Source organism: Agromyces sp. H66 (genome assembly GCF_004959775.1).
GTDB lineage: Bacteria > Actinomycetota > Actinomycetes > Actinomycetales > Microbacteriaceae > Agromyces.
In genome coordinates this window covers 13,198-35,424 of record NZ_SJZG01000014.1, presented here as the reverse complement: position 1 = coordinate 35,424, position 22,227 = coordinate 13,198, and the positions used below count along the sequence as shown (strand labels likewise).

Annotated in this window: 21 protein-coding genes; 14 read left to right on the top strand and 7 right to left on the bottom strand. The window is 72.3% G+C overall.

Features of this window, described 5'->3' with window-relative positions:
* Positions 1 to 133 precede the first annotated feature (133 nt).
* Positions 134 to 1,075, top strand: a complete 942-nt coding sequence (locus EZM51_RS18070) for a phosphodiesterase (RefSeq protein WP_248305732.1) — start codon at positions 134 to 136, stop codon at positions 1,073 to 1,075.
* A 3-nt stretch (positions 1,076 to 1,078) separates the two neighbouring features.
* Here EZM51_RS18070 and EZM51_RS18065 read toward each other — a convergent pair whose 3' ends face one another.
* A complete protein-coding gene (locus EZM51_RS18065; protein WP_136709753.1) occupies positions 1,079 to 2,671 on the bottom strand; it encodes a stealth family protein in 1,593 nt (530 codons plus the stop codon).
* A gap of 358 nt (positions 2,672 to 3,029) precedes the next feature.
* Here EZM51_RS18065 and EZM51_RS18060 point away from each other — a divergent pair, with 358 nt between their 5' ends.
* The 5 genes from EZM51_RS18060 (at position 3,030) to EZM51_RS18040 (ending at position 8,558) form a co-directional block, all read left to right on the top strand.
* Positions 3,030 to 4,412, top strand: coding sequence for an NtaA/DmoA family FMN-dependent monooxygenase (locus tag EZM51_RS18060; protein WP_136709707.1), 1,383 nt, complete (start codon positions 3,030 to 3,032; stop codon positions 4,410 to 4,412).
* Positions 4,409 to 5,698 (top strand): aminotransferase class V-fold PLP-dependent enzyme, encoded by a 1,290-nt coding sequence (locus EZM51_RS18055; RefSeq protein WP_136709706.1) that lies wholly within the window; start codon positions 4,409 to 4,411, stop codon positions 5,696 to 5,698. The genes EZM51_RS18060 and EZM51_RS18055 overlap by 4 nt, the downstream gene beginning before the upstream one ends.
* A 67-nt stretch (positions 5,699 to 5,765) precedes the next feature.
* Entirely contained in the window at positions 5,766 to 6,839 is a 1,074-nt protein-coding gene (gene pstS, locus EZM51_RS18050) for a phosphate ABC transporter substrate-binding protein PstS (RefSeq protein ID WP_136709705.1), read from the top strand.
* Positions 6,840 to 6,898: 59 nt separating this feature from the next.
* Positions 6,899 to 7,843 carry a bile acid:sodium symporter family protein gene (locus tag EZM51_RS18045; protein ID WP_136709704.1) on the top strand — a complete coding sequence of 315 codons (945 nt, stop codon included), beginning with the start codon at positions 6,899 to 6,901 and terminating at the stop codon, positions 7,841 to 7,843.
* Positions 7,844 to 8,060: 217 nt separating this feature from the next.
* Positions 8,061 to 8,558, top strand: a complete 498-nt coding sequence (locus EZM51_RS18040) for an FBP domain-containing protein (RefSeq protein WP_136709703.1) — start codon at positions 8,061 to 8,063, stop codon at positions 8,556 to 8,558.
* A gap of 162 nt (positions 8,559 to 8,720) precedes the next feature.
* On the opposite strand, the gene EZM51_RS18035 is transcribed toward EZM51_RS18040, so the two are convergent.
* From EZM51_RS18035 to EZM51_RS18025, 3 genes are all read right to left on the bottom strand, one after another.
* Positions 8,721 to 9,485 (bottom strand): SGNH/GDSL hydrolase family protein, encoded by a 765-nt coding sequence (locus tag EZM51_RS18035; RefSeq protein ID WP_136709702.1) that lies wholly within the window; start codon positions 9,483 to 9,485, stop codon positions 8,721 to 8,723.
* Between the two features lie 81 nt (positions 9,486 to 9,566).
* Entirely contained in the window at positions 9,567 to 9,761 is a 195-nt protein-coding gene (locus tag EZM51_RS18030) for a DUF1918 domain-containing protein (RefSeq protein WP_136709701.1), read from the bottom strand.
* A 61-nt stretch (positions 9,762 to 9,822) separates the two neighbouring features.
* Positions 9,823 to 10,269, bottom strand: coding sequence for an SgcJ/EcaC family oxidoreductase (locus tag EZM51_RS18025; protein ID WP_136709700.1), 447 nt, complete (start codon positions 10,267 to 10,269; stop codon positions 9,823 to 9,825).
* A gap of 78 nt (positions 10,270 to 10,347) precedes the next feature.
* On the opposite strand from EZM51_RS18025, the gene EZM51_RS18020 reads away from it, so the two are divergent.
* The gene (locus EZM51_RS18020) at positions 10,348 to 10,950 is read left to right on the top strand and encodes a helix-turn-helix transcriptional regulator (RefSeq protein ID WP_211195975.1); all 603 of its coding nucleotides are present in this window, start codon (positions 10,348 to 10,350) and stop codon (positions 10,948 to 10,950) included.
* 47 nt (positions 10,951 to 10,997) lie between these two features.
* Here EZM51_RS18020 and EZM51_RS18015 read toward each other — a convergent pair whose 3' ends face one another.
* Positions 10,998 to 12,542 carry a PucR family transcriptional regulator ligand-binding domain-containing protein gene (locus EZM51_RS18015; protein ID WP_248305731.1) on the bottom strand — a complete coding sequence of 515 codons (1,545 nt, stop codon included), beginning with the start codon at positions 12,540 to 12,542 and terminating at the stop codon, positions 10,998 to 11,000.
* Positions 12,543 to 12,744: 202 nt separating this feature from the next.
* Between EZM51_RS18015 and gabT the strand changes: the two genes are divergently transcribed.
* The 7 genes from gabT (at position 12,745) to EZM51_RS17975 (ending at position 20,226) form a co-directional block, all read left to right on the top strand.
* Entirely contained in the window at positions 12,745 to 14,103 is a 1,359-nt protein-coding gene (gene gabT / locus EZM51_RS18010; protein WP_136709697.1) for a 4-aminobutyrate--2-oxoglutarate transaminase, read from the top strand.
* Positions 14,100 to 15,422, top strand: a complete 1,323-nt coding sequence (locus EZM51_RS18005; RefSeq protein ID WP_136709696.1) for a Glu/Leu/Phe/Val dehydrogenase — start codon at positions 14,100 to 14,102, stop codon at positions 15,420 to 15,422. The genes gabT and EZM51_RS18005 overlap by 4 nt, the downstream gene beginning before the upstream one ends.
* A gap of 53 nt (positions 15,423 to 15,475) precedes the next feature.
* Complete coding sequence (locus EZM51_RS18000) at positions 15,476 to 16,945, top strand: NAD-dependent succinate-semialdehyde dehydrogenase (protein ID WP_136709695.1); 1,470 nt, start codon at positions 15,476 to 15,478, stop codon at positions 16,943 to 16,945.
* A gap of 451 nt (positions 16,946 to 17,396) precedes the next feature.
* Positions 17,397 to 18,038: a DUF937 domain-containing protein gene (locus EZM51_RS17990; RefSeq protein ID WP_136709752.1), complete on the top strand. Its 642-nt coding sequence runs from the start codon at positions 17,397 to 17,399 to the stop codon at positions 18,036 to 18,038.
* Between the two features lie 76 nt (positions 18,039 to 18,114).
* Positions 18,115 to 18,561, top strand: coding sequence for a MaoC family dehydratase N-terminal domain-containing protein (locus EZM51_RS17985; protein WP_136709694.1), 447 nt, complete (start codon positions 18,115 to 18,117; stop codon positions 18,559 to 18,561).
* Positions 18,561 to 18,986, top strand: coding sequence for a MaoC family dehydratase (locus EZM51_RS17980; protein ID WP_136709693.1), 426 nt, complete (start codon positions 18,561 to 18,563; stop codon positions 18,984 to 18,986). Before EZM51_RS17985 ends, EZM51_RS17980 begins: the two co-directional genes overlap by 1 nt.
* A 1-nt stretch (position 18,987) precedes the next feature.
* A complete protein-coding gene (locus tag EZM51_RS17975; RefSeq protein ID WP_136709692.1) occupies positions 18,988 to 20,226 on the top strand; it encodes a UDP-N-acetylmuramate dehydrogenase in 1,239 nt (412 codons plus the stop codon).
* A gap of 14 nt (positions 20,227 to 20,240) precedes the next feature.
* Here EZM51_RS17975 and EZM51_RS17970 read toward each other — a convergent pair whose 3' ends face one another.
* Positions 20,241 to 20,579, bottom strand: coding sequence for a hypothetical protein (locus EZM51_RS17970; RefSeq protein WP_136709691.1), 339 nt, complete (start codon positions 20,577 to 20,579; stop codon positions 20,241 to 20,243).
* Complete coding sequence (locus EZM51_RS17965) at positions 20,579 to 22,141, bottom strand: PspC domain-containing protein (protein ID WP_136709690.1); 1,563 nt, start codon at positions 22,139 to 22,141, stop codon at positions 20,579 to 20,581. Before EZM51_RS17965 ends, EZM51_RS17970 begins: the two co-directional genes overlap by 1 nt.
* Positions 22,142 to 22,227 lie beyond the last annotated feature (86 nt).

Sequence of the window (22,227 nt, the reverse complement as noted above, 5' to 3'; positions counted from 1 at the left end):
GACGGTGTCGAGCGCGCCGTCTCTTCGACCGCGTCACATGCCGTATTCATTCACCGTTCAGATTCACGTGTTCGGCTAGCGTTACCCCCGACGCCCGTCGACGCGCGTCTTCACCGATCGAATGGGACGAAACGTGAACACCCGTACGGCCGAATACCCGCGGCCGGACCACTTCCTGCTCCACATCAGCGACACGCACCTGCTCGCAGGCGGCGGGCTGCTCTACGATCGCGTCTCGAGCGAGCAGCACCTGCGCACCCTCTTCGACGAGTTCGAGGCATCCGGAGCCCGGCCCGAGGCGATCGTCTTCACCGGCGACCTGGCTGATCGCGGCGAGGCCGACGCCTACGAGCGCATCCGCCGCATCGTCGACCCCGTGGCCGCGCGCCTCGGCGCGCAGGCGATCTGGGTCATGGGCAACCACGACGATCGCGCGGCCTTCCGTCGTGGCCTCCTCGACGACCGCATGGGAGGGTCTCGGCCAGTCGATCGCGTCGACGACGTCAACGGCCTGCGCGTCATCACGCTCGATTCCACGGTGCCCGGGCACCACCACGGCGAGGTGGCGCCGGCGCAGCTCGACTGGCTCGCCGAGGAGCTGTCCATCCCGGCGCCGCACGGCACCATCCTCGCGATGCACCACCCGCCCGTGCCGAGCGTGCTCGACCTCGCGGTCTCGGTGGAGCTTCGCGACCAGGCGGGGCTCGCCGAGGTCGTCGCCGGCAGCGACATCCGCTCGATCATCGCCGGTCACCTGCACTACTCGTCGACCGCGACGTTCGCGGGGGTGCCGGTCTCGGTGGCCTCGGCGAGCTGCTACACGCAGGACCTCAACGTTCCCGTCGGCGGCACGCGCGGGCGAGACGGCGCGAGGGCGTTCAACCTCGTGCACGTGTACCCCACGACCGTGCTGCACTCGGTGGTGCCGCTCGGCGCCTTCCCCGCGCTCGACTGGATCGACGCCGACGAGAGCGCGCGACGCCTCGACGCCTCCGGCATCAGGATCGCGGATGCCGCGACGCCGCCCGTCGCCGAGGAGCCGCCGTTCACCATGCCGATTCCGGTGCTCGCCTGAGATTCAGGCGGTGAGGTCGGCGGTGGCGGATGCCTCGAGCTGCGTGCCGCCCGCGGCATCCGCCGGCTGCTCCCACGGCGCCTGGAACGGGAAGTAGCGCTCGAGGAAGTCGATCACCGCGGTCGTGCGCTCCTCGACGGAGATCTCGGGGAAGCTGCCGTCGTTGAGGCAGAACATGTCCTGGTCGCGGCGCTTGAGGAGCCGCCGCATCGCCGGGAGCGCCTTGCGCAGCGTCGTCTCGATGTACTTCACGCGAGCGTCGGACTGCACGACCGCCCGGCCCGTGATCAACGCGTAGTAGTGGTAGAGCGAGTTCGTCACCGAGATGTCCGTCGCCGAGCGGAATCGGCTCGCCGCGGTGCGCCGGAACTCCTCGGGGAACTCCGCCTCGAGCTCGGCCATGACGCTCTTGCGCAGCGGGGCGGCGCAGTGCTCGAGGTGGCGCGTGGTGACCTTGCCATACCGCTCGCGCAGCAGGGCGCGGTTCACGCGCGCCGCATTCTCGAAGCCCGAGCGCCCCGGATGGGTCTCCCCGAGCCCGATGCGGGTGGACGCCTCGACGAACTTCGTGATGCCGCCCGGCGAGAAGAACAGCGACGGCCGCACCGGCCGGCCGAAGAACATGTCGTCGTTCGAGTACAGGAAGTGCTCCGCGAGTCCGGGGATGCGGTGCAGCTGGCTCTCGACCGCGTGCGAGTTGTGCGTGGGCAGCACGGTCGGGTCGGCGAACATCTCCTCGCTGCGCACGATCGTGACCTTCGGATGCTCCGCGAGCCACGCCGGCGCGGGCGAGTCGGTCGCGATGAAGATGCGCCGCACCCACGGCGCGAACAGGTGCACCGACCGCAGCGCGTACTTCAGCTCGTCGATCTGGCGGTAGCGCGCCTCGGAGTCGTCACCCTCGCCGACCACGTAGCTCTGCATGCGCTTGGCGCGCTCGCGGACGAACTCGTCGCTCGAGCCGTCGACCCAGGAGAAGACCATGTCGATCTCGAAGTCGACGTCGCTCGCGAGCGGCTCGAACATGTGCTCGAGGGTCGGCCAGTCGCGGCCGTGCAGGTGCACGACGTCGTCGATGGCCTCGGAGCGCGGCAGCGTGCGGCGCATGAGCGCGTTCTCGACCGGCGCCTCGATGACGTCGTCGCCGAAGCGCCAGAACTCGAGCTGCACGCCCGTCTCGGGCCCGTAGCGAAGGCGGCCGATCGGTTCGACGCGCGGACGGTGCAAGCGCAGCACCGTCGGCTTCCGGTGCGCCGACAGGCGACCGTCGGCCAGGAGCACGGGATGCGACCCGGCCCCGCGGTCGGGGGCGACGGGCAGGGCATAGAACGGCTCGTTCGCGAACGCCGTGGCGAAGGCGAGGGCCACGGCCTTGCGGTCGGCCCGGTCGACGGCGACCACGAGCCGGTCGTCGTCGCCCCGCACGAGCAGATACCCGATGCCGGCGTCGTCGAGCGCCCGGCCGATCGCGAGGAGATCCTCGACCATCGACTCGTGCGGGGTGGTGTGGCCGTTGCGCAGGGCGTACTGCCCCTTGCGGATGACGAGGTCGTCGCGATCGAACCGCGAGATCGCGGGCGCGGATGCCACCAGCACGAGCTCCGAGGCATCCGCGAGCCGCAACGGCGGGACCTCCGGGGCCTCTCGCCTCGCGAACGCGTTCCCGTTGAGGTCGTGCTGGTCGGCAGGGCGATCGCGGTGGGATCTCGTCACGGAAGGATGGCCTCCAGGGGTCGGTGGATCGCGCCGAGGAACGACACGGGGATATCAGACGATTCTACGGCGCGGCGGCCCTGTCGCCCACGGCTCGACCGGCATCCGAGGCGTTCGCGATCGCGCGTGATGACGCCGCATGACGCCCCGTTGAGCCGTGTGACGGCGGGTGCCGTCGTGTGACGGCCGGCCTCGCGGCGTCCGCTCGGCCTGCCTAGCGTCGGGGCCGGGAGGCACACCAATGACACGACTCATCATCGGCGCGATGGTCAGGGCGATCGGCGCGTACCCGTCGGGCTGGCGGTATCCGGGTGCGCACCGCGACCCGCGCGGCGACGCGGCCGTGCTCCGCCGTACGGCCGAGGTCGCCGAGGCCGCCCGGCTCGACTACCTGTTCTTCGGCGACTGGCTCGCCACGGGCCACGACCTCGAGTACCGGGATCCCTACCTCGTGGCGCGGGTCGACCCGCTCTCGGCGGTGACCTACCTCGCGGGACTCACTCGCCGCATCGGCCTCATCGCGACCGCGAACACGAGCTACGCCGACCCGTACACGCTCGCCAGGGCGACCGCGTCGGTCGACCTGCTCTCGGGCGGACGCGCGGGGCTCAACCTCGTCACGGGCGCCGAGCCGCGCGTGGCCGGCAACCACGGTCGCGACTTCCACGAGACGAGCGGGTCGCGCTACGACCGGGCGGTCGAGTTCGAACAGGTGCTGCGCCGCCTCTGGGACTCGTTCGAGGACGAGGCGATCGTGGCGGATGCCGCTGCCGGCGTCTACCTCGACCCGTCGCGCCTGCATCCCACCGACTTCCGCGGTGCGCACCTCAGCGTCGCCGGGCCGCTCAACGTGTCCCGTCCGGTGCAGGGGCACCTCCCGCTCGTGCACGCCGGCGGATCGCCGCGGTCGAAGCTGTACGCGGCCCAGGTCGCCGACCTCGCCCTCATCGCCGTCACGGGCCTCGAGCACGCCGTCGCCGTTCGCGAGGAGCTGCGCTCGCTCGCGTTCGAGTCGGGTCGCGACGATCGCACCCTGAAGGTCATCGCGCCCGTGCTGCCGATCGTCGGCGACACGCGGGCGCACGCGCAGTCGATCGCCGACGAGCTCAGTGAGCTCGTGCAGATCGCCGAGGACTGGCCCGACGGGCCGCCGGCGGCGTTCCCCGCGAACCGCTCGCTGGCGCAGTTGTCATCCCTCGTGGGCGTGGATGTCTCGGGCCTCTCGCCCGATCGGGCAGTGACGCCGGCGCTCCTCGCGGGGTTCAGCGGCGCGGGCCAGGAGCTCGTCGAGATCGTCGCCGAGCGCACCGGCCGGAGCCCGTCGGGCGAGCGGCCGCCGACGCTGCGGCATCTCGTGGTCGCGGCATCCGTCACCGCATCGATGGTCGTCGGCTCGGCCGACGAGATCGCCGCCGAGTTGGCGGCGTGGGCCGAGGCGGGCGCCGTCGACGGGTTCAACGTGCTCTCGGCGGTGCAGCCCGCGCAATTCGAGGCCTTCGCGTTCGGCGTGGTGCCCGAACTGCAGCGTCGCGGGGTCTTCCCGACCGAGTACGAGGGGGAGACCCTCCGCGACCACCTCGGACTCGGGCGACCCGAGAACGTGCACGTGGGAGCGCGGCGATGACGGCCACGGAGGAGCGCACCACGTTCGGTCCGCTTGCCGCGCTCGCCGACGCGGGGCTCGAGGTGCCCGTGCTCGGCGGCGGGACCGTGCGGCACGTGAACCTCGACATCGCGGCGTCGGCCCCGGCGCTCGACGCGGTCGTGGCGCACGTCGCGCGCGTGCTGCCGTACTACGCGAGCGTGCACCGCGGCAGCGGGTACCCGTCGCAGGCGATCACGGCGCTCGTGGAGGAGGCGCGGGTCACGGTCGCCCGGCACATCGGCGCCCGCGACGACGACCTCGTCGTATTCACGCGCAACACGACCGACGCGCTCAACCTGCTGGCGGCCGTCGTGCCCGGCGAGACGGTGGTGCTCGATCTCGAGCACCACGCGAACCTGCTGCCGTGGCGGGCGCGGCGCGTGGTCGTCGGCGAGCGCACGATCGCGGCGACGCTCGAGGCGCTCGACGCCGAGCTGGCGGCGCGCCCAGCTGCCCTCCTGTCGGTCACGGGCGCCTCGAACGTCACGGGCGAGGTGCTCCCGATCGACGCGCTTGCGCGTCTCGCGCACGCCCGCGGGGCCCGTCTCGCGGTGGATGCCGCGCAGTTGCTGCCGCACCGTCGCGTCGATGTCGCGGCATCCGGCATCGACTACCTCGCATTCTCGGGCCACAAGGCCTATGCGCCGTTCGGGGCGGGCACGCTCGTCGGGCGGGCCGACTGGCTCGACCAGGCGCCGCCGTACCTCGCGGGCGGCGGCGCGGTCGAGTCCGTGCGCGTCGACGGCTCCGCATGGAAGACGGGCGCCGAACGGCACGAGGCGGGCACGCCGAACGTCGTCGGGATCGCGGCGATCGCCCGCGCGCTGGTCGAGCTCGAGCGCCTCGGCGACGCGGCGCGGCACGAGCACGAGCGTGCGCTCACGGCACGCCTGCACGCCGGTCTCGTCGGCGTTCCGGGTGTGCGCGTCATCACGGGCTTCGACGACGCGGACGACCGGCTCGGCATCGCGACGATCGAACTCGAACGGGGCTCCGTCGGCCTCGTGGCCGCGGCCCTCGCCGCCGAGCACGGCATCTCGGTACGCGCCGGGCGCTTCTGCGCGCACCCCTTCTTCGATCGCGTCGCCACCCGCGCGAACGGGCTGCGCGCGAGTCTCGGGGCCGGCTCATCGGGCGACGACGTCGACCGGTTCCTCGAGGCGCTCGCGCGGCTCGTGACGGACGGCCCGGCGCACGCGTACGAGCGCGCAGCCGGCGGCTGGAGTCCGCTCGTCGACGACCGCCCGCGCCTCGCGCTGGGGTGAGCCCGCGGCATCCCGCGCAGAGCGTCGTCGCCGCATCCGCCCCGGCACGTTCGCTACGATGGCGGGCATGCGCGCGCGGAGGCTCGGCCTGATCTTCACCGGCCTTGCGGCGACGGTCGCCCTGCTCGGCGGGTGCGCCGTGAACGAGCAGGGCGACGCCGAGAGCGACCTCTCGGGCACGCTCGACGGGGCCGGCTCGTCGGCCCAGGGCGCGGCCCAGGACGCCTGGATCGCCGGGTTCCAGCGGGCGAACGGCAGCGTCACCGTCAACTACGACCCGGCCGGCTCGGGCGCCGGACGTGAGCAGTTCATCGCCGGCGCCGTCGCCTACGCCGGAAGCGACACGCCGCTCCCGATCGACGACGCCGAGGGGGATCTCGAGCGCTGCGCGGCGGGCTCGGGCGCGATCAACCTGCCGGTGTACCTGTCGCCCATCGCCCTCGCCTTCAACATCGAGGGCGTCGATCGGCTCCGGCTCGACGCGGCATCCGTCGCCGGCATCTTCACGGGCGCGATCGAGCGGTGGAACGATCCCGCGCTCGTGGCCCTCAACCCCGACGTGTCGCTGCCCGACGAGCGGATCACCCCCGTGCACCGGTCGGACGACTCGGGCACGACCGAGAACTTCACCGACTACCTCGCCGAGGCCGCGCCCGAGGCGTGGCCCGACGAGCCCGACGACGCGTTCCCCTACGACGGCGAGGCCGCACAGGGCAACTCCGGCATCGCCGCCGTCATCCGCGACGGCGTCAACGTGATCGGCTACATCGACGCCTCGCGCGCCGAGGGGCTCGACGTGGCGAGCCTCGCGGTTGGCGACGGGTCGGTCGCGCCCGACGCCGAGTCGGCGGCCGCGATCGCCGACGTCTCGCCCATCGAGCCGGGCCGACCCGACGACGACCTCGTGATCGACATCGACCGTGCCACCTCCGAGGCCGGCGTCTACCCGCTCGTGCTCGTGAGCTACCTCATCGCGTGCCGCGAGTACCGGGACCAGAACGAGGCCCGGCTCGTGCGTGCCTACCTCGAGTGGGTGTCGAGCGCCGAGGGTCAGGATGCCGCGGCCGAGGATGCCGGGTCGGCACCGATCTCCGACGCGCTCCGCGAGCGCGTGCAGGCCGCCATCGCCGGCATCCGCTGAGCGGCGGGCCGATTCGGCCGGGCATTGCCCGCAGCGCCTGGATGCGCCACACTCGGCGCATGGGATCAGCGTTGACCACCATCGGATTGCCCGTCGCCCTCGGCATCATCATGTTCGGTCTGGGCCTCACCCTCACGCCACGCGACTTCGCTCGCGTGGCGAAGCATCCGAAGGCGGTGATCATCGCCCTCGTCTGCCAGCTCCTCCTGCTGCCGGCGCTCTGCTTCGGCCTCGTGCTGCTGTTCCGGCTGCCGCCCGTGCTCGCCGTCGGCATGCTGCTGCTGGCCGCGTCGCCGGGCGGCACCACGGCCAACCTGTACAGCCACCTGTTCCGCGGCGACGTCGCCCTCAACATCTCGCTCACGGCCATCAACTCGGTCATCGCCGTGTTCACGCTGCCGCTCATCACGAACCTCGCGATCGCCTACTTCCTTCCGGGTGACGACTCGCTGGGCCTGCAACTCGCGAAGGCGGTCGAGGTGTTCGCCATCGTGCTCGGACCCGTGGTGCTCGGCATGCTGGTGCGCTGGTGGAGGCCCGCCTTCGCCGACCGCATGGACAAGCCCGTGCGCATCGCCTCCGTCGTGATCCTCGTCGTCGTCATCGCAGGTGCGATCGCGTCGAACCTCGAGCTCCTCCTCGAGAACGCCGGACGGCTCGCCGGCATCACGGTGCTGTTCTGCGTGCTGAGTCTCGCCGTGGGGTACCTCGTGCCGCGACTCTTCCGGGTCGAGCGCCGGCAGGCGATCGCGAGCTCCTTCGAGATCGGCATCCACAATGCGACGCTCGCCATCGTGATCGCGCAGACCGTGATCGGCAGCGTCGAGATGAGCCTGCCCGCGGCGGTCTACGGCGTGCTCATGTTCTTCGTGGCGCTCGCATTCGGGTTCCTCATCCGTGGTCGCCGGACGGCGGTCGAGGCCGACCGCGACACGGTCGCGGTGACGGATGCCGCGGGGTCGACGTCGCCGGCGTCGGACGCCGCCGGGCCGTCCGCGCCGTGAGGGCGTGACCCGGTCGACGGGTCTCCGCGGCAGCGGCTGACCCGCGGAGCCGGCTTCGTGGACCGGGCGGCGGTGCCCGCGTCGCCGGTGCCGCCCCACGCGCTCGCCCACGGCACGGCCGGCGCCACCGCGCCAGGGACGGCCGTGGTCGCTCGACGTCGAGTGGGAGGCCGAGCCGGCTTCGTAGACTGGGAGGCACGCACCGGGAGGGGACGGAATGCAGCCACTGGTCGAGAGCGAGATCCGCGAGGCGCTCGGCAACGCCAGTGCTGCGGAGCTCGCCCAGCTCTCGTTGCCGCTCGACTTCCTCCTCACGGAATGGGCGCATCTCGACGCATTCGCGTGGCGTGATCCCCGCATCGCGAGCCGCGGTTACCTCGTGACGGAGCTCGACGGCTCGCCGGCGGGCGTGGTGCTCCGGGCTGCGGCCTCCAACGGGTCGCACCACCGCGCCGCGATCTGCAACCTGTGCCACACGCAGCAGCCCGCCGACCAGGTGGTGCTGTTCTCGGCTCGACGCGCGGGGGCGGCGGGGGAGCGCGGCGACAGCGTGGGCACGTACATGTGCGCCGACCTCGCCTGCCAGGAGACGGTGCGGCTCGGCCGGCCGGCGGCGCCGTCCGAGGTGCAGCCGGGCGTGCACGAGATCATGCGCATCGACGGACTGGCACGACGCACGCGTGCGTTCGTCGCCGACGTGCTCGGCGCGGCCTGACGTGCACTTCTCCTCGTCGTCGTACTGAGGAGATCGGGATGTCTGCGGTCGATCTCGCAAGGGTCGACCGCGGTTGCCGCGATCTCCTCAGTTGCGCGAACGGGTGAGCAGGTCAGCGGGCCGGGGGCGCGCGCGGCGGCGCGAGGACGCGGGTGGTGCGCGTCAGCGCGCGGCATCCAGCGGCTCCAGGGTCGGACGCTTGGCGACGCGACCGTCGCCCGACGAGCGGCCGGTGAGCCGCCGGCCGACCCACGGCAGCACGAACTCGCGGTAGTACGCCGCGGTGTTGCGGCTGCGCGGCCCGGGCGGAGCGGCGGCCACCTCGGCGACGCCCCACTCCTCGGGCACCGGGATCCCGAGCGCCGAGAGCACGTTGCTGGCCACGCGCGCGTGGCCGAGCGAATTGAGGTGCAGCTTGTCGGGCGACCAATAGCGGATGTCGCGAAGCCCGCGATCGTTGAAGTTGTCGACGAACGTGACGCCGGGGAGCTCGGCGAGGTCGACGAGCGCGGCCGTGAGACGGGCGCCGCGCGCATCGAAGACCCGGCCGAGCGGCAGGTGGTCGGTGGGGTTTGCGCCGCTCAGCATGAGCACGTGGATGCCCTCGTCGCGGATCCGGTGCACGGCCTGGCGGAACCGCCCGGCGACGCGCTCCTCGGGCATGCGCGGGCGCAGCATGTCGTTGCCGCCGCCGTTGAAGCTGATCACCTCGGGGCGGAGCCGGATCGCGGCCTCGAGCTGCTCATCGACGATCGGGCCGAGCTTGCGGCCGCGGATCGCGAGGTTCGCATACCGCACGGGCTCGTGCGCCGCGGCGGCGAGGCCGAGGGCCACGAAGTCCGCCCAGCCGCGCACGGTGCCGTCGGGCAACTCGTCGCCGACCCCCTCGGTGAAGCTGTCACCGATCGCCGCGTAGGAGTGGAACATCCCTCAACGGTAGCGCGACGCTTGCTGCGCAGGTCGAAGCGGGCAGGTTCACGAGGCGCCCCTCGACGAGCTCAGGGAACCTCAGTGGGCCTGGTGCTCGTGCTCGAGTTCGCAGTCCGCACCCGGATAGAGGAGCGTCTCGTGCCCGTCGTCGAAGCGCACGAGATACGGCGGCGAACCATCGGCACCGCGGACCTCCAAGATCTCGCCATGCCGGTCGGCCTGGCCGACCTGCTTGCCGTGGATGACGAGGCGTTCGCCGACTGTCGCTTGCATCGCTACCTCCTCCGCTCGTTCCAGCGTACGCCGGGGGCTGCCGAGGGGGAAGGGTCGCCGGTCAGCGTGATCGCGGATCGGCCAGGCGGTTCATGGCGATGAGGAGTCGCTGCTTCTTCGTGTTCTGGAAGGCCGCGCACCGCCAGGCGTCGCCGTCGCGGACCATCACGAAGGTCTGCACCTTGTCATGCCTGATCGGCATGCGCTTGCCGATGCCCCCCTCGGTGACCACGACGGCGACGCCCGGCGTGGGGAACCGCAGGTCGAGCACCCGCATCGACATGCGCGTGCCCCGCTGCCACTTCTCGAACACGGGCACGTGGGAGCGGCGGATGGCGGCGCGGCCGAGATCGTGCATGCCGGCGAAGATCACGTAGCTCGCATCCTGCGTGAACTCCCCGGCGTAGGCGGTCGGGTCGCCGGCATCCCACGCGCCACGGAGGCGGTCGAGTGCGGCGAGGACCCCGGCTCGGTCGGTCTCGGAGGCGGCGGTGGTGTTCTCGGTCATGTCCCGATCATGTCATGCAACATTCATTAATGCAACATGCACTAATGAGGAATGCATGCCAGAGGTAGACTGCGGGTCGTGACGAGCCGAGACCAGCTGCAGCGGGGCGATCGCGACCTGGCCGCCCTCACCGTGCTGGCGCTGCTCAGCAGGGGTCCCCGGCACACCTACGACATGCACCGCTTCATGGTCGACACCCGCAAGGACTTCGTGGCGGGCCTGCCCCGGAGCCTGTACCACGCCGTCGGCAAGCTCGAGAAGTCGGGGCTCATCACCGAGGCAGGAGTCGAGCAGGCGGCCGGACGGCCCGAACGCCTGCGATATGCCATCACCGACGCCGGGCGCGCCGAGCTGCGCCGTCGGGTGTCGCTCCTGCTGGCCACACCCGAGTCCGACGCCACCCTCGCCTACGCCGCCCTCTCGTTCATGGGCATCCTCGGCGCCGACGAGGCGATGGCCGCGCTCCGCGCACGGGTCGCCGCGATCGACCTCGCCGCCGCCCGGCTCGCGGGCGACCTCGCCGAGGCGCGCGGCGTTCCGCGCATCCTCCTCATCGAGGCCGAGTACGAACGCGCGCGGCTCGCCGCCGAGCGCGAGTGGATGGCGGGCGTCGTCGCCGAACTCGAGTCGGGCGACCTCGCCTGGCCTGACCTCGACGAGGTCGCGCCGCCGGGCCGATGAGCGGAGCGGCGCGTCGGTGACTGCGGCGCGTCGGTGACTGCGGCGTGTCAGTCGACCGCGAGAAGCGCCGCCCACAGGTCGGCGCGCACGTGGAACCCCGACAGGTCGCGCCCGAGCAGCCGCTCGGCCAGCGCGACCCGGCTGCGCACCGTGTGCCGGTGCACGCCGAGGGCCTGGGCGGTGGCGTCGAACTGACCGCCGTGCTCGAGCCAGGAGCGCATCGTGCCGACCAGCGACGTGCCGTTGGCCGCGTCGTGTTGGTCAAGGGGCGCCAGGGTCGCGAGCGCGACGGCGCGGGCGTCGGTGCGGGCGAGGAACGCGAGCACGCCCTGGCGGCTGATCTCGTCGAACGCGACGACGCCCGAACCCGTCTCGCGAGCACGGTCGAGCGCGCGCAGGGCCTGTTCGTGGGCCCGAGCGATACCGTCGGCGGTGACGGCGTCGGAGAGGCCGACGGGCACCTCGAACTCGGTCGCGATCTCGCCGGCGAGCTCGGCATCCGCGTCCTCGAGCACGATGACCACGTCGTCGTCGTCGCGACCGAAGAAGAGACGGCCCCCGCGCTCCTCGACCCGGAGCTCGAGCAGCTCGGTGAGGCGGTCGAGATGCTGCGGCGCGGCATCCGTCACCGCGATCCGGAGCGGCGCCGCCGGGAGCGGACCCCACATCTCGCCGGCCACGCGCTCGGCGAGGGTCAGGTCGCCCGCGAGGATCGAGCGGAGCAGGCCCGATCGCAGGTGCCCGCGAGCGCGATCGAGGTCGCGATTCTGCTCGAGCGCGAGTCCGGCGAGGGCGATGACCGACGTGACGACCTCGCGGCCGGCCTGGTCGAGCTCGGCCGAGTCGCCGATCGCCAGGACGCCTCGGAGCGAGCCGCCCGACCCGAGGGTCTGCAGGGTCATCCGCTGCGGCTGCCCGACCGACTCGCCCGCCATGAGCGTGCGGCTGGCGCGCTGGCCGCGGCGGAGCATCGACCGGGCCTCGCCCACGACCTCGCCGAGTGCCGGCTGCCCGAGGCCGCCCTCGGGCGCCTCGCGATCGAGCGACCCCGACGCGTCGATGAGGCCGACCCATGCGCCGATGCGGTTCGAGAGCTCGCCGAGCGTCGCCGAGAGCCCGTCGGGGCGAAGCGCCGCGAGCGAGATGGCGCGCTGGGCCGCGAGCGACCAGGTGTGCCGGGCGTAGGCATCCTCGGCGAGTGCGTCGGCGACGAGTCGCACGATGGCGATGAACGGCACCCGGTACGGCACCTCGAACAGCGGCAGACCCTCGCGCGCGCAGGCGTCGACGAGCGCGGCGGGCGTGCCGGCCCGGATCACCTCGGTGCCGAAGCCGAGCGCCGCGATGCCCGTTTCGCGCAGCCGCCGCACGTAGGCGTCGGCGAACGCGGGGTCGAGGTCGGCCTCGAACTGGGTGCCCGTCGTGAGCAGCACGTTGCCGGCGTCGAGGAACGGCGTCGGGTCGGCGAGGTCTGAGCTGTGCGCCCACGTCACGGGAGCGGCGAGCGCCTCGGCGGACGGGACGCCGGCGGGCGTGAGCAGCGTGAGGTCGAGCTCGGGGCGGTCGAGCAGGGTCTGCACGGTGGGCTGCACGGTTCGGTCCTCCTCGGCGGTCGCTGAGCCTGTCGAAGCGCGGTCGCGCTGGTTCCCTTCGACACGCTCAGGGAACAAATGGGATGTACGTCGTGTCCAACAAGCTGCACCCGAGTGTACATGGGGGAGCTGCGGCATCCCTTCGGCCCGACCTAGCATGAGCGGCATCCGCCACCCGTCGTCACCTCGCATCGGAGCAGCCATGACCATCGTCGACAGCCCGGCCATCGCCGCCGGAGGTCCGACGCTCACCCAGGAGCGCCGTCTCGTCACCGCCATTCCCGGCCCCCGCTCGCAGGAGCTGATGACGCGCAAGGCTGCGGCCGTCGCCGCGGGCGTGGGCCACACCATCCCGGTGTCGGTCGTCGCCGCGGGCGGGGGCGTCATCGTCGACGCCGACGGCAACTCGCTCATCGACCTCGGGTCGGGCATCGCCGTCACGGGTGTCGGCAACGCCAACCCGCGCGTCGTCGAGGCGGTCACCGCGCAGCTCAACGCGTTCACGCACACCTGCTTCACGGTGGCCCCGTACGACTCCTACGTCGCCGTCGCGGAGAAGCTGAACGCGCTCACCCCCGGCGACCACGCCAAGCGCTCGGCCCTCTTCAACTCGGGCGCCGAGGCCGTCGAGAACGCCGTGAAGATCGCCCGCAACTTCACGAAGAAGCAGGCCGTCGTCGCGTTCGACCACGCCTACCACGGCCGCACCAACCTCACCATGGGCCTCACGGCGAAGAACATCCCGTACAAGAGCGGATTCGGGCCGTTCGCCCCCGAGGTGTACCGCGCGCCCCTGTCGTACCCCTTCCGCGACGGCGGCCTCTCGGGCGCCGAGGCCGCGGCCCGCGCCATCACCCAGATCGAGAAGCAGGTCGGCGCCGAGAACCTCGCCGCGATCATCATCGAGCCCATCCAGGGCGAGGGCGGCTTCATCGTGCCCGCGCAGGGGTTCCTGCCCGCGCTCGTCGAGTGGTGCCGCGCGAACGACGTCGTGTTCATCGCCGACGAGGTGCAGACCGGCTTCGGCCGCACCGGCGCCTGGTTCGCGAGCGAGCACGAGGGGATCGTGCCCGACGTGGTCGTCACCGCGAAGGGCATCGCCGGCGGCCTGCCGCTGTCGGCCGTCACCGGCCGGGCCGAGATCATGGACTCCGCCATGGCCGGCGGACTCGGCGGCACCTACGGCGGCAACCCGCTGGCGTGCGCCGCGGCGCTCGCCTCGATCGAGTCGTACGAGGCCGACGGCCTCATCGAACGCGCGAAGCGGATCGGCGCCGTGCTCCTCGGTCGCCTGAACGCGCTGCGCACCGCCGACGCCCGCATCGGCGACGTACGCGGCCGCGGGGCGATGGTCGCGATGGAGCTCGTCGACCCCGAGACGGGCGCGCCCGACGCGGCGCTCACCGCGAAGGTCGCCGCGCACGCCCACGCGAACGGCGTGCTCGTGCTCACCTGCGGCACATACGGCAACGTCATCCGGTTCCTTCCGCCGCTCACGATCTCCGACGAACTCCTCGTCGAGGGCCTCGGCGTCGTCGCGGAAGGGCTCCGGACCGCATGACCGACCTGCTCACGGCGACGACGGCGTCGACCGTGTCGGATGCCCCGAACGCGTCGCCCGCGACATCCGACGCCCACATCGCCACCCCGCTCACCGATGCGCGCGCCCAGCTCGCGGAGGCGATCTCGCTCCTCGGTTACGGCGACGGCCTGCACCGGATGCTCGCGACCCCGCGTCGCGAACTCACCGTCGCCGTGCCGCTGCGCATGGACGACGGATCGCAGCGGCTGTACACGGGCTACCGCGTGCAGCACAACTTCTCCCGCGGCCCGGCCAAGGGCGGCCTGCGCTACGCGCCCAACGTCGACCTCGACGAGGTGCGGGCGCTCGCGATGTGGATGACCTGGAAGTGCGCCCTGCTCGACGTGCCGTACGGCGGCGCCAAGGGCGGCATCGCGATCGACCCCCGCGAGCACTCCACGGCCGAGCTCGAACGCGTGACCCGTCGCTACACGAGCGAGATCCTGCCGATCATCGGCCCCGAGCGCGACATCCCCGCGCCCGACATCGGCACCGACGAGCAGACCATGGCGTGGATCATGGACACCTACTCGGTGAACTCCGGCTACACGGTGCCCGGCATCGTGACCGGCAAGCCCATCTCGCTCGGGGGTTCGCAGGGGCGCGCTTCGGCGACCAGTCGCGGGGTCACGCACATCGCTCTCGCCGCGCTCCGACACGCCGGGCTCGACCCGGCGCGCTCGACGGCGGCGGTGCAGGGCTTCGGCAAGGTCGGGGCGGATGCCGCGAGGTTCCTCGCCGAGGCGGGCGTGCGCGTCACGGCGGTGAGCGACCAGTACGGCGCTGTCCACCGCTCGGGCGGACTCGACATCGAGGCGCTCGCCGACCACGCGCGGGCAACCGGTTCGGTCGTCGGCTTCGCGGGCGGCGAGGCGCTCGACGGCGCAGCGCTGCTCATGCAGGACGTCGACCTGCTCGTGCCTGCCGCCGTGGAGGGCGTGCTGCACGACGGCAACGCGGGCGACGTGCTCGCGAGGGTCATCGTCGAGGGGGCGAACGGCCCCACGACGCCCGCGGCCGACCGCATCCTCCGCGAGCGCGGCGTGCTCGTCGTGCCCGACATCCTCGCGAACGCGGGGGGCGTCATCGTCTCGTACTTCGAATGGGTGCAGGCCAACCAGGCCTACTGGTGGCGTGCCGACGAGGTCGAGTCCAGACTGGAGGAGCGGATGCTCAGCGCCTGGCAGCACGTCCTCGGCTACGCCGAGGCCCGCGACCTCTCGCTCCGCACCGCCGCCACCGCGCTCGCCGTGGAGCGCGTCGCCGAGGCGCACCGCCTCCGCGGCCTCTATCCCTGATCGATTCCCGCACCGCCGACCGACGGCCGACACCCTACGAAACGGAACGCAGCATGACTGACACCCTGCAGGAAGCCACCCTCCTCGACCGCGTCGCCGACGGGCTCTTCATCGGCGGCGAATGGCTCGCCGCCGAAGGCGGCAAGACCTTCGACGTGCGCGACCCGTCGACCGGCGAGGTGCTGAAGACGATCGCCGACGCCTCGCCCGCCGACGGCATCCGCGCGCTCGACGCCGCGGTCGCGGCACAGGACGCCTGGGCGGCCACGGCTCCCCGTGAGCGCGGCGAGATCCTCCGCCGCGCCTTCGACACGCTCATCGCGCGCCGCGAGGAGTTCGCCCTCCTCATGACGCTCGAGATGGGCAAGCCGCTCGCCGAGGCGCGCGGCGAGGTCAACTACGGCGCCGAGTTCCTGCGCTGGTTCAGCGAGGAGGCGGTGCGCATCACGGGCCGCTACGGACTGAACCCCGAGGGCACCGGCCGCATCGTCGTCGCGCAGCGTCCGGTCGGCCCGTCGTACTTCATCACGCCGTGGAACTTCCCGCTCGCGATGGCGACGCGCAAGATCGCGCCGGCGCTCGCCGCGGGCTGCACCGTCGTGGTGAAGCCCGCCGCGCTCACGCCGCTGACGACCGTGGCGTTCGTGCAGCTGCTCGAGGAGGTCGGGCTGCCCAAGGGCGTCGTGAACGTGGTCACCACCACGAGCTCGTCGAAGGTCTCGGGCCCGATCATCGCCGACCCGCGCCTGCGCAAGCTGTCGTTCACCGGTTCGACCGAGGTGGGCCGCAAGCTCATCGAGCAGTCGGCCCAGGGGATCCTCCGCACCTCGATGGAGCTCGGCGGCAACGCCCCGTTCGTCGTGTTCGAGGATGCCGACCTCGACAAGGCGGTCGACGGCGCGATGATCGCGAAGTTCCGCAACATCGGCCAGGCGTGCACGGCCGCGAACCGCTTCATCGTGCACGAGTCGGTGGCCGGTGAGTTCGCCAAGCGCGTCACCGAGCGCGTCGGGGCGATGCGGGTCGGGCGTGGGACCGAGGACGGCGTGGCGATCGGCCCGCTGATCGACGCCGACGCGGTCGCGTCGACCGACGAGCTGGTGAAGGACGCCGTGGAAAAGGGCGCGAAGGTCCTCGCCGGGGGAGCGCCGATCGACGGCGCGGGCTCGTTCTACGCGCCGACGGTGCTCGGCAACGTCGGGTCGGATGCGCGCCTGCTCCGCGAGGAGATCTTCGGCCCGGTGCTCGGCATCACGACGTTCGCCGACGAGGACGAGGCGGTGCGCCTCGCCAATTCGACCGAGTACGGGCTCATCTCCTACGTGTTCACGAAGGACCTCGCCCGCGGCCACCGCATGATCGACCGCCTCGCCACCGGCATGATGGGCCTCAACACGGGCCTCGTCTCGAACGCGGCGGCGCCGTTCGGCGGCGTGAAGCAGTCGGGCATCGGCCGCGAGGGCGGTTTCGAGGGCATCCACGAGTTCCTCGACACGAAGTACACGCTCATCCCGGTGGACTGAACCTTCGGCGGTCGGATGTCGCGACCTCGCGTCGCGGCATCCGCTCGCCGTCGCTGCTGCCGCCTCTCAAGTAGCCCAGCCCGAAAGCCGGGAGCACTGTTTCGTCGAGGAACCCGGTGCCGAAGTGCCGCGGTGCCGGAGTGCCGCGGTGCCGGAGTGCCGGAGTGCCGGAGTGCCGCGGTGCCGCGGTGCCGGAGTGCCGCGGTGCCGGAGTGCCGCGGTGCCGCGGTGCCGGAGTGCCGGAGTGCCGCGGTGCCGGAGTGCCGCGGTGCCGGAGTGCCGCGGTGCCGGAGTGACGCGGGCTTCCAGATGGGAACATACGTCGGGAACGTGCTCTGGGCCGCTCCTCGGCGCCGCTTCGTCGGCCCGGTCCGCCCCTTCCGCGCGCGCCGTCCGCCCCGGTAGCGTGAAGCCGTGCGTCCGACGGAGGGCGCAGGAATGGGGGATCCGCATGGCCGGACTCGATGAACTCATGTCGCAACTGCCGATCGGCGACATCGCCGCGCGGCTCGGCGTCGATGAGGCGACCGCGCGCAAGGCGGTCGACGATGCGCTTCCGGCGCTCCTCGCAGGCATGGGCGCCAATGCCACCGACCCCGCGGGTGCGGCGTCGCTCGAGCGAGCGGTCACGAAGCACGACCCGTCGCTCGTGGAGGGCGGCGTGGATCTCTCCGACGTCGATGAGGACGACGGCCGCAAGATCGTGAAGAACGTGTTCGGCGACAACACCGATCAGGTGGTGCAGGCGCTCGACACGAAGGAGAAGAAGGAGACCGGCGTCGGCGACCTCGTCGGCAAGCTCCTGCCGATCCTCGCGCCGATCGTCCTGGCCTACCTCGCGAAGCAGTTCTCGAAGAAGCAGGATACGGCGGCGGCCGACCCGGCGGCCCGGCCGGCGGAATCGAGCTCGGGCGGCGGTATCGGCGACATCCTGGGCGGCCTGCTCGGTGGCGGATCCACGTCGGGGTCCGGCGGCTCAGGCGGTGGCATCGGCGACCTGCTGGGCGGACTCCTGGGCGGTGGCAGCTCCGGTGGAACGGGCGGGGGCCTGGGCGACATCCTGGGCGGACTCCTCGGCGGCGGCAAGCGCTGATCGCGCCTCCTCAATCCGCGGCTTTGGGACGGCGCTCGCTCCTCAACCCGCGAGAGCGCCCGCATAGACTGTCGTGGTGCCAGTGAACCCCGAGCTGCAGGGGCGGGTGTTCCCGCCGACCGAGCCGTACCTCGTCGGACGCGAGAAGGTGCGCGAGTTCGCCCGTGCCGTCTTCGCGACCAACCCGATCAACCTCGATCCCGAGGCGGCGCGCGCCGCGGGCTATGACGACGTCGTCGCGCCGCCGACGTTCGCGGTCGTCGTGCAGGAGCAGACGCTCGCGCAGCTGCTCGCCGAGCCCGACTCGGGCATCGATTTCTCGCGCGTCGTGCACGGCGACCAGCGCTTCACTTCGACACGGCCGATCGTGGCGGGCGACCTGCTCACGGCGACCCTCACCGTCTCGAGCGTGAAGACGCTCGGTGCGCACTCGATGGTGACGGCGGAGTCGAGCATCGCGGATGCCGCGGGCGAGCACGTCGTCACGGCGATCTCGACCCTCGTGGTGCGAGGGGAGGACTGATGGCCGCGCCCGCGTTCGACGGCCTCACCGTCGGCGACATGGTCGCGGAGCGGTCGTTCGCCCTGACGCGCGATTCGCTCGTGCGTTATGCCGGGGCATCCGGAGACTTCAACCCCATCCACTACCGCGACGACGTCGCGCACGAGGTCGGCCTGCCCGGCGTACTCGCCCACGGCATGCTCACCATGGGCTTCGCGGTGCAGCCCGTCGTCGACTGGGCCGAGGATCCCGGCCGCATCGTCGACTACCAGGTGCGCTTCACGCGCCCGGTCGTCGTCCACCCGAAGCTCGGCGCGGTCGTGCAGGTCGTCGCGAAGGTCGGCCAGCTCGACGCGGACGCCCGTGTCGCCCGCGTCGACCTCACCGTGAAGGTGGGCGACGAGACGGTGCTCGGCAAGGCCCAGGTGCGGGTCGCGCTCGACTGACATGGCCGGCGACATCCCGTTCTCGGAGCTCACGACGCTGAAGGTCGGCGGACCCATCCGCCGGCTCGTCAACGCGACCACGCAGCGCGACCTCGTCGACCTCGCCGTCGAGGCGTGGGACGACGGCGAGCCGTGGCTCGTGCTGGGCGGCGGCTCGAACCTGCTGGTCGGCGACGAGGGGTTCGACGGCACGGTCATCCGCGTGGCGACCAAGGGCATCGAGGTGCTGCCGCCCGGGGTCGGCACCGGGCCCGGCGCCGGTGACGCGGAGGCGATGGATGCCGCGTCCGACGGCACCGTTCGCATCCGCGTGCAGTCGGGCGAGAACTGGGACGACCTCGTCGCCTGGACCGTCGAGCACGGCTACGCCGGCATCGAGGCGCTCTCGGGCATCCCGGGCTCGGTGGGCGCCGCGCCCGTGCAGAACATCGGCGCCTACGGCCAGGAGCTCGAGTCCACGCTCGTGGCGATCGAGTTCCTCGAGGAGGGGGCGGATGTCCCGCGCCGCATGACCGCCGCCGAACTCGAGCTCGGCTACCGCACGTCGGTGCTGAAGCGGGGCCTGCGCGGCGTCGTCGTGTCGGTGGAGCTCCGGCTCCACGACACCGCCGCCGAGCGCGCCGTGCTCGGCGAGCCGCTCGGCCAGCCGATCGCCTACGGGCAGCTCGCCGACGCGCTGCACGTGAACCTCGGCGATCGCGTACCCATCGCGCGCGTGCGGGACGCCGTGCTCGCGCTGCGAGCGTCGAAGGGCATGGTGCTCGACCCGGCCGATCCCGACTCGGTGAGCGCGGGCTCGTTCTTCACGAACCCGATCGTCTCCGAGCGCGTCGCCCGTACGCTGCCGGGCGACGCCCCGCGCTGGTACCTCGAGGAGGACGCGGCCGACGAGGTCGTGCCGATCGCGGCCGGCGTGCTCGACGAATCGCCGCTCGAGCAGTTCCTCGCGCACCAGGCGTCGCTCGCGGCATCCGGCGGCGCAGCGGATGTCGCACCGAGCGAACCGCTCGTCAAGCTCTCGGCCGCGTGGCTGATCGAGCACAGCGGCATCCGGCGCGGCTTCGCGCTGCCCGGATCGCGAGCGGCCATCTCGACGAAGCACACCCTCGCGCTCACGAATCGCGGCGGGGCATCCGCCGAGGACGTGGCGCAGCTCGCCCGCTTCGTGCAGAGCCGCGTGCACGCCGAGTTCGGCATCATGCTGCACCCCGAGCCCGTGCTGGTCGGGGTCGAGCTGTAGCCTCCGAACCCTGGTCAGCGCCGGGCGCGCTCGCCCCGCCGGATGAGGGCGACGATGCCGAACACGGCGACGAGCGAGCCGAGCGCGAGCAGGAGGTAGAGCGTCGCCGCGAGCGGCGACAGGTCCAGGAGCCATTCGCCGACGGCGTCGCGACGAGGCCGGTCGACGACCACCCACAGGGTCGTCGCGGCGACGGCACCGAAGATCAGGCTCCAGACGAGCGCACCCCATCGCACGGTCGGTCGCGCCATGGGCTGCTCGCGTGCGGCATCGGGTGCATCCGGTTCCGTGAGCGACGCCGTCTCGAACACGGCGGTGGCTTCCTCTCGGTCGGGCGTGCTCGTCTCGTTCATCAACCGGCCCTCTCGTGGATCGTGACGTAGATGGTTCCGCCCGGGGGCTGATGCACGACGAGGCGCGCATCGGCCGGTGCCCCGCGGTCGCGCCCGAAAGTCAGGATCTCGTCGGTGTCACCTGTCGGTACGCTCGTCGCCGTCTGGGCGTCGGTGAACCGGAGCACCTCGACCCGACCGGCGTCGCGGGCGTCGAGCTCGACCTGTATGTCGCCCATGATCGTGAGATATACGTTCCCGGCGACCTGGGTGAGCTCGACCTCGGGTGTTCCGGTCACCCGGTGGAGGTCGGCGGAGGCGACGAGGTGGGCGTCGCCGATCGGCTGCACCACCGACTGGGACTCGAGCATCGAGATGCCGTATCCGGGCGGAACGAACGTGCGCCCTGGGGGGAGCGCCGCGCCGAGCATCGCCAGCGTGCTGACGGCCGTGACGAATGCGAGGAACCCGGCGCGACGCCGGCGCACGGCCGCGACGAACATCCCGAGCGCGAGCACGAGGGTGGAGACGGCGAGCGCCACTGCGGCGACGTGGCCGGCGAGCTGTGGGGCGCCGAGCGCCCAGATCGCCGCCAGCGCAGCGCCCACGAGGGCGATGCCGAGCACGGTGAACACGTAGGCGGCACCGGCCCGCGGCCGCTCGGCACGCCGGCGGCGCCGTGCCGCCTCGGACTCCGCGGCGAGCGCCTCGGCCCTCGCCTTGTTCTCGGCGGCGGCACGGGCGCGGGCGGCACGCTCCGCGTCCTGCTGCGACTGCCGCCAGTCGGCGTGCGACCGACGCCACGCCTCGTGCTGCGCTCGCCACGCGGCGATCTCGTCGGCGTCGGCGCCCATGGCCGGCGCGGGCGGTTCAGGAGCCGGGCCGGTACCGGGCGCGGGTGCGAACGCGACGGACGGTGCGGATGTCGCGGCCACGCCGGAAGGGCCGGATGTCGCGGCCACGCCGGATGCGTCGGATGCTGCGCCCACGCCGGACGTCGACGCATTCGCCCGTCGGATGAGCCAGACGACGAGCACCGTGATCCCCGCGATGACGGCGAGCACCCAGAGCACGCGAACGGGGGCGAGCACGTCGATCCCGCCCACCCAGATCGACGGCCAGTCGGGCCACCATCGCCAGCCGAGCCATCCGCCCTGCACGAGGGGGATGAAGCCGATCACGCTCATCACGGCGATGCCGACGATCGCCGGGTCGACCGTGCCGCGGAGGAGGCGCTCCAGGTGGATGCGACCATCGGTGTCGGGCAGCAGCAGCCATGCGATGGCGTAGAGCAGAACGAACGGCGCGCCGAGCACCGCGACCACGACGACGATGCCGCGCACGATGAGCGGGTCGATGCCGAGCCGGGCCGCCACGCCCGCGGCCACGCCGCCGAGCCACCCCGGGCGACGCGGCACCCCGAGGCGGCGCAGCCATCCGAAGAAGCCGTCACCGTTCTCTTCGGGCGTTCCGGGCGGAGTCGAACCGACCGCCCCGTCAACGGGCCGACCGGCCGGCGTGGAGTCCCCCTTCACGTCGTTCGGGGCCGGGTCCGTCTCGGGGGCGGTCGGGTTCGTCTCCATGGCTCGATGCTGGCAGCGGCGGCGCGGAGGCCGCTATGGGGTGGATCCCTGACTCGACCCTGATTCGCGGGTCCGGGGCATCGGCG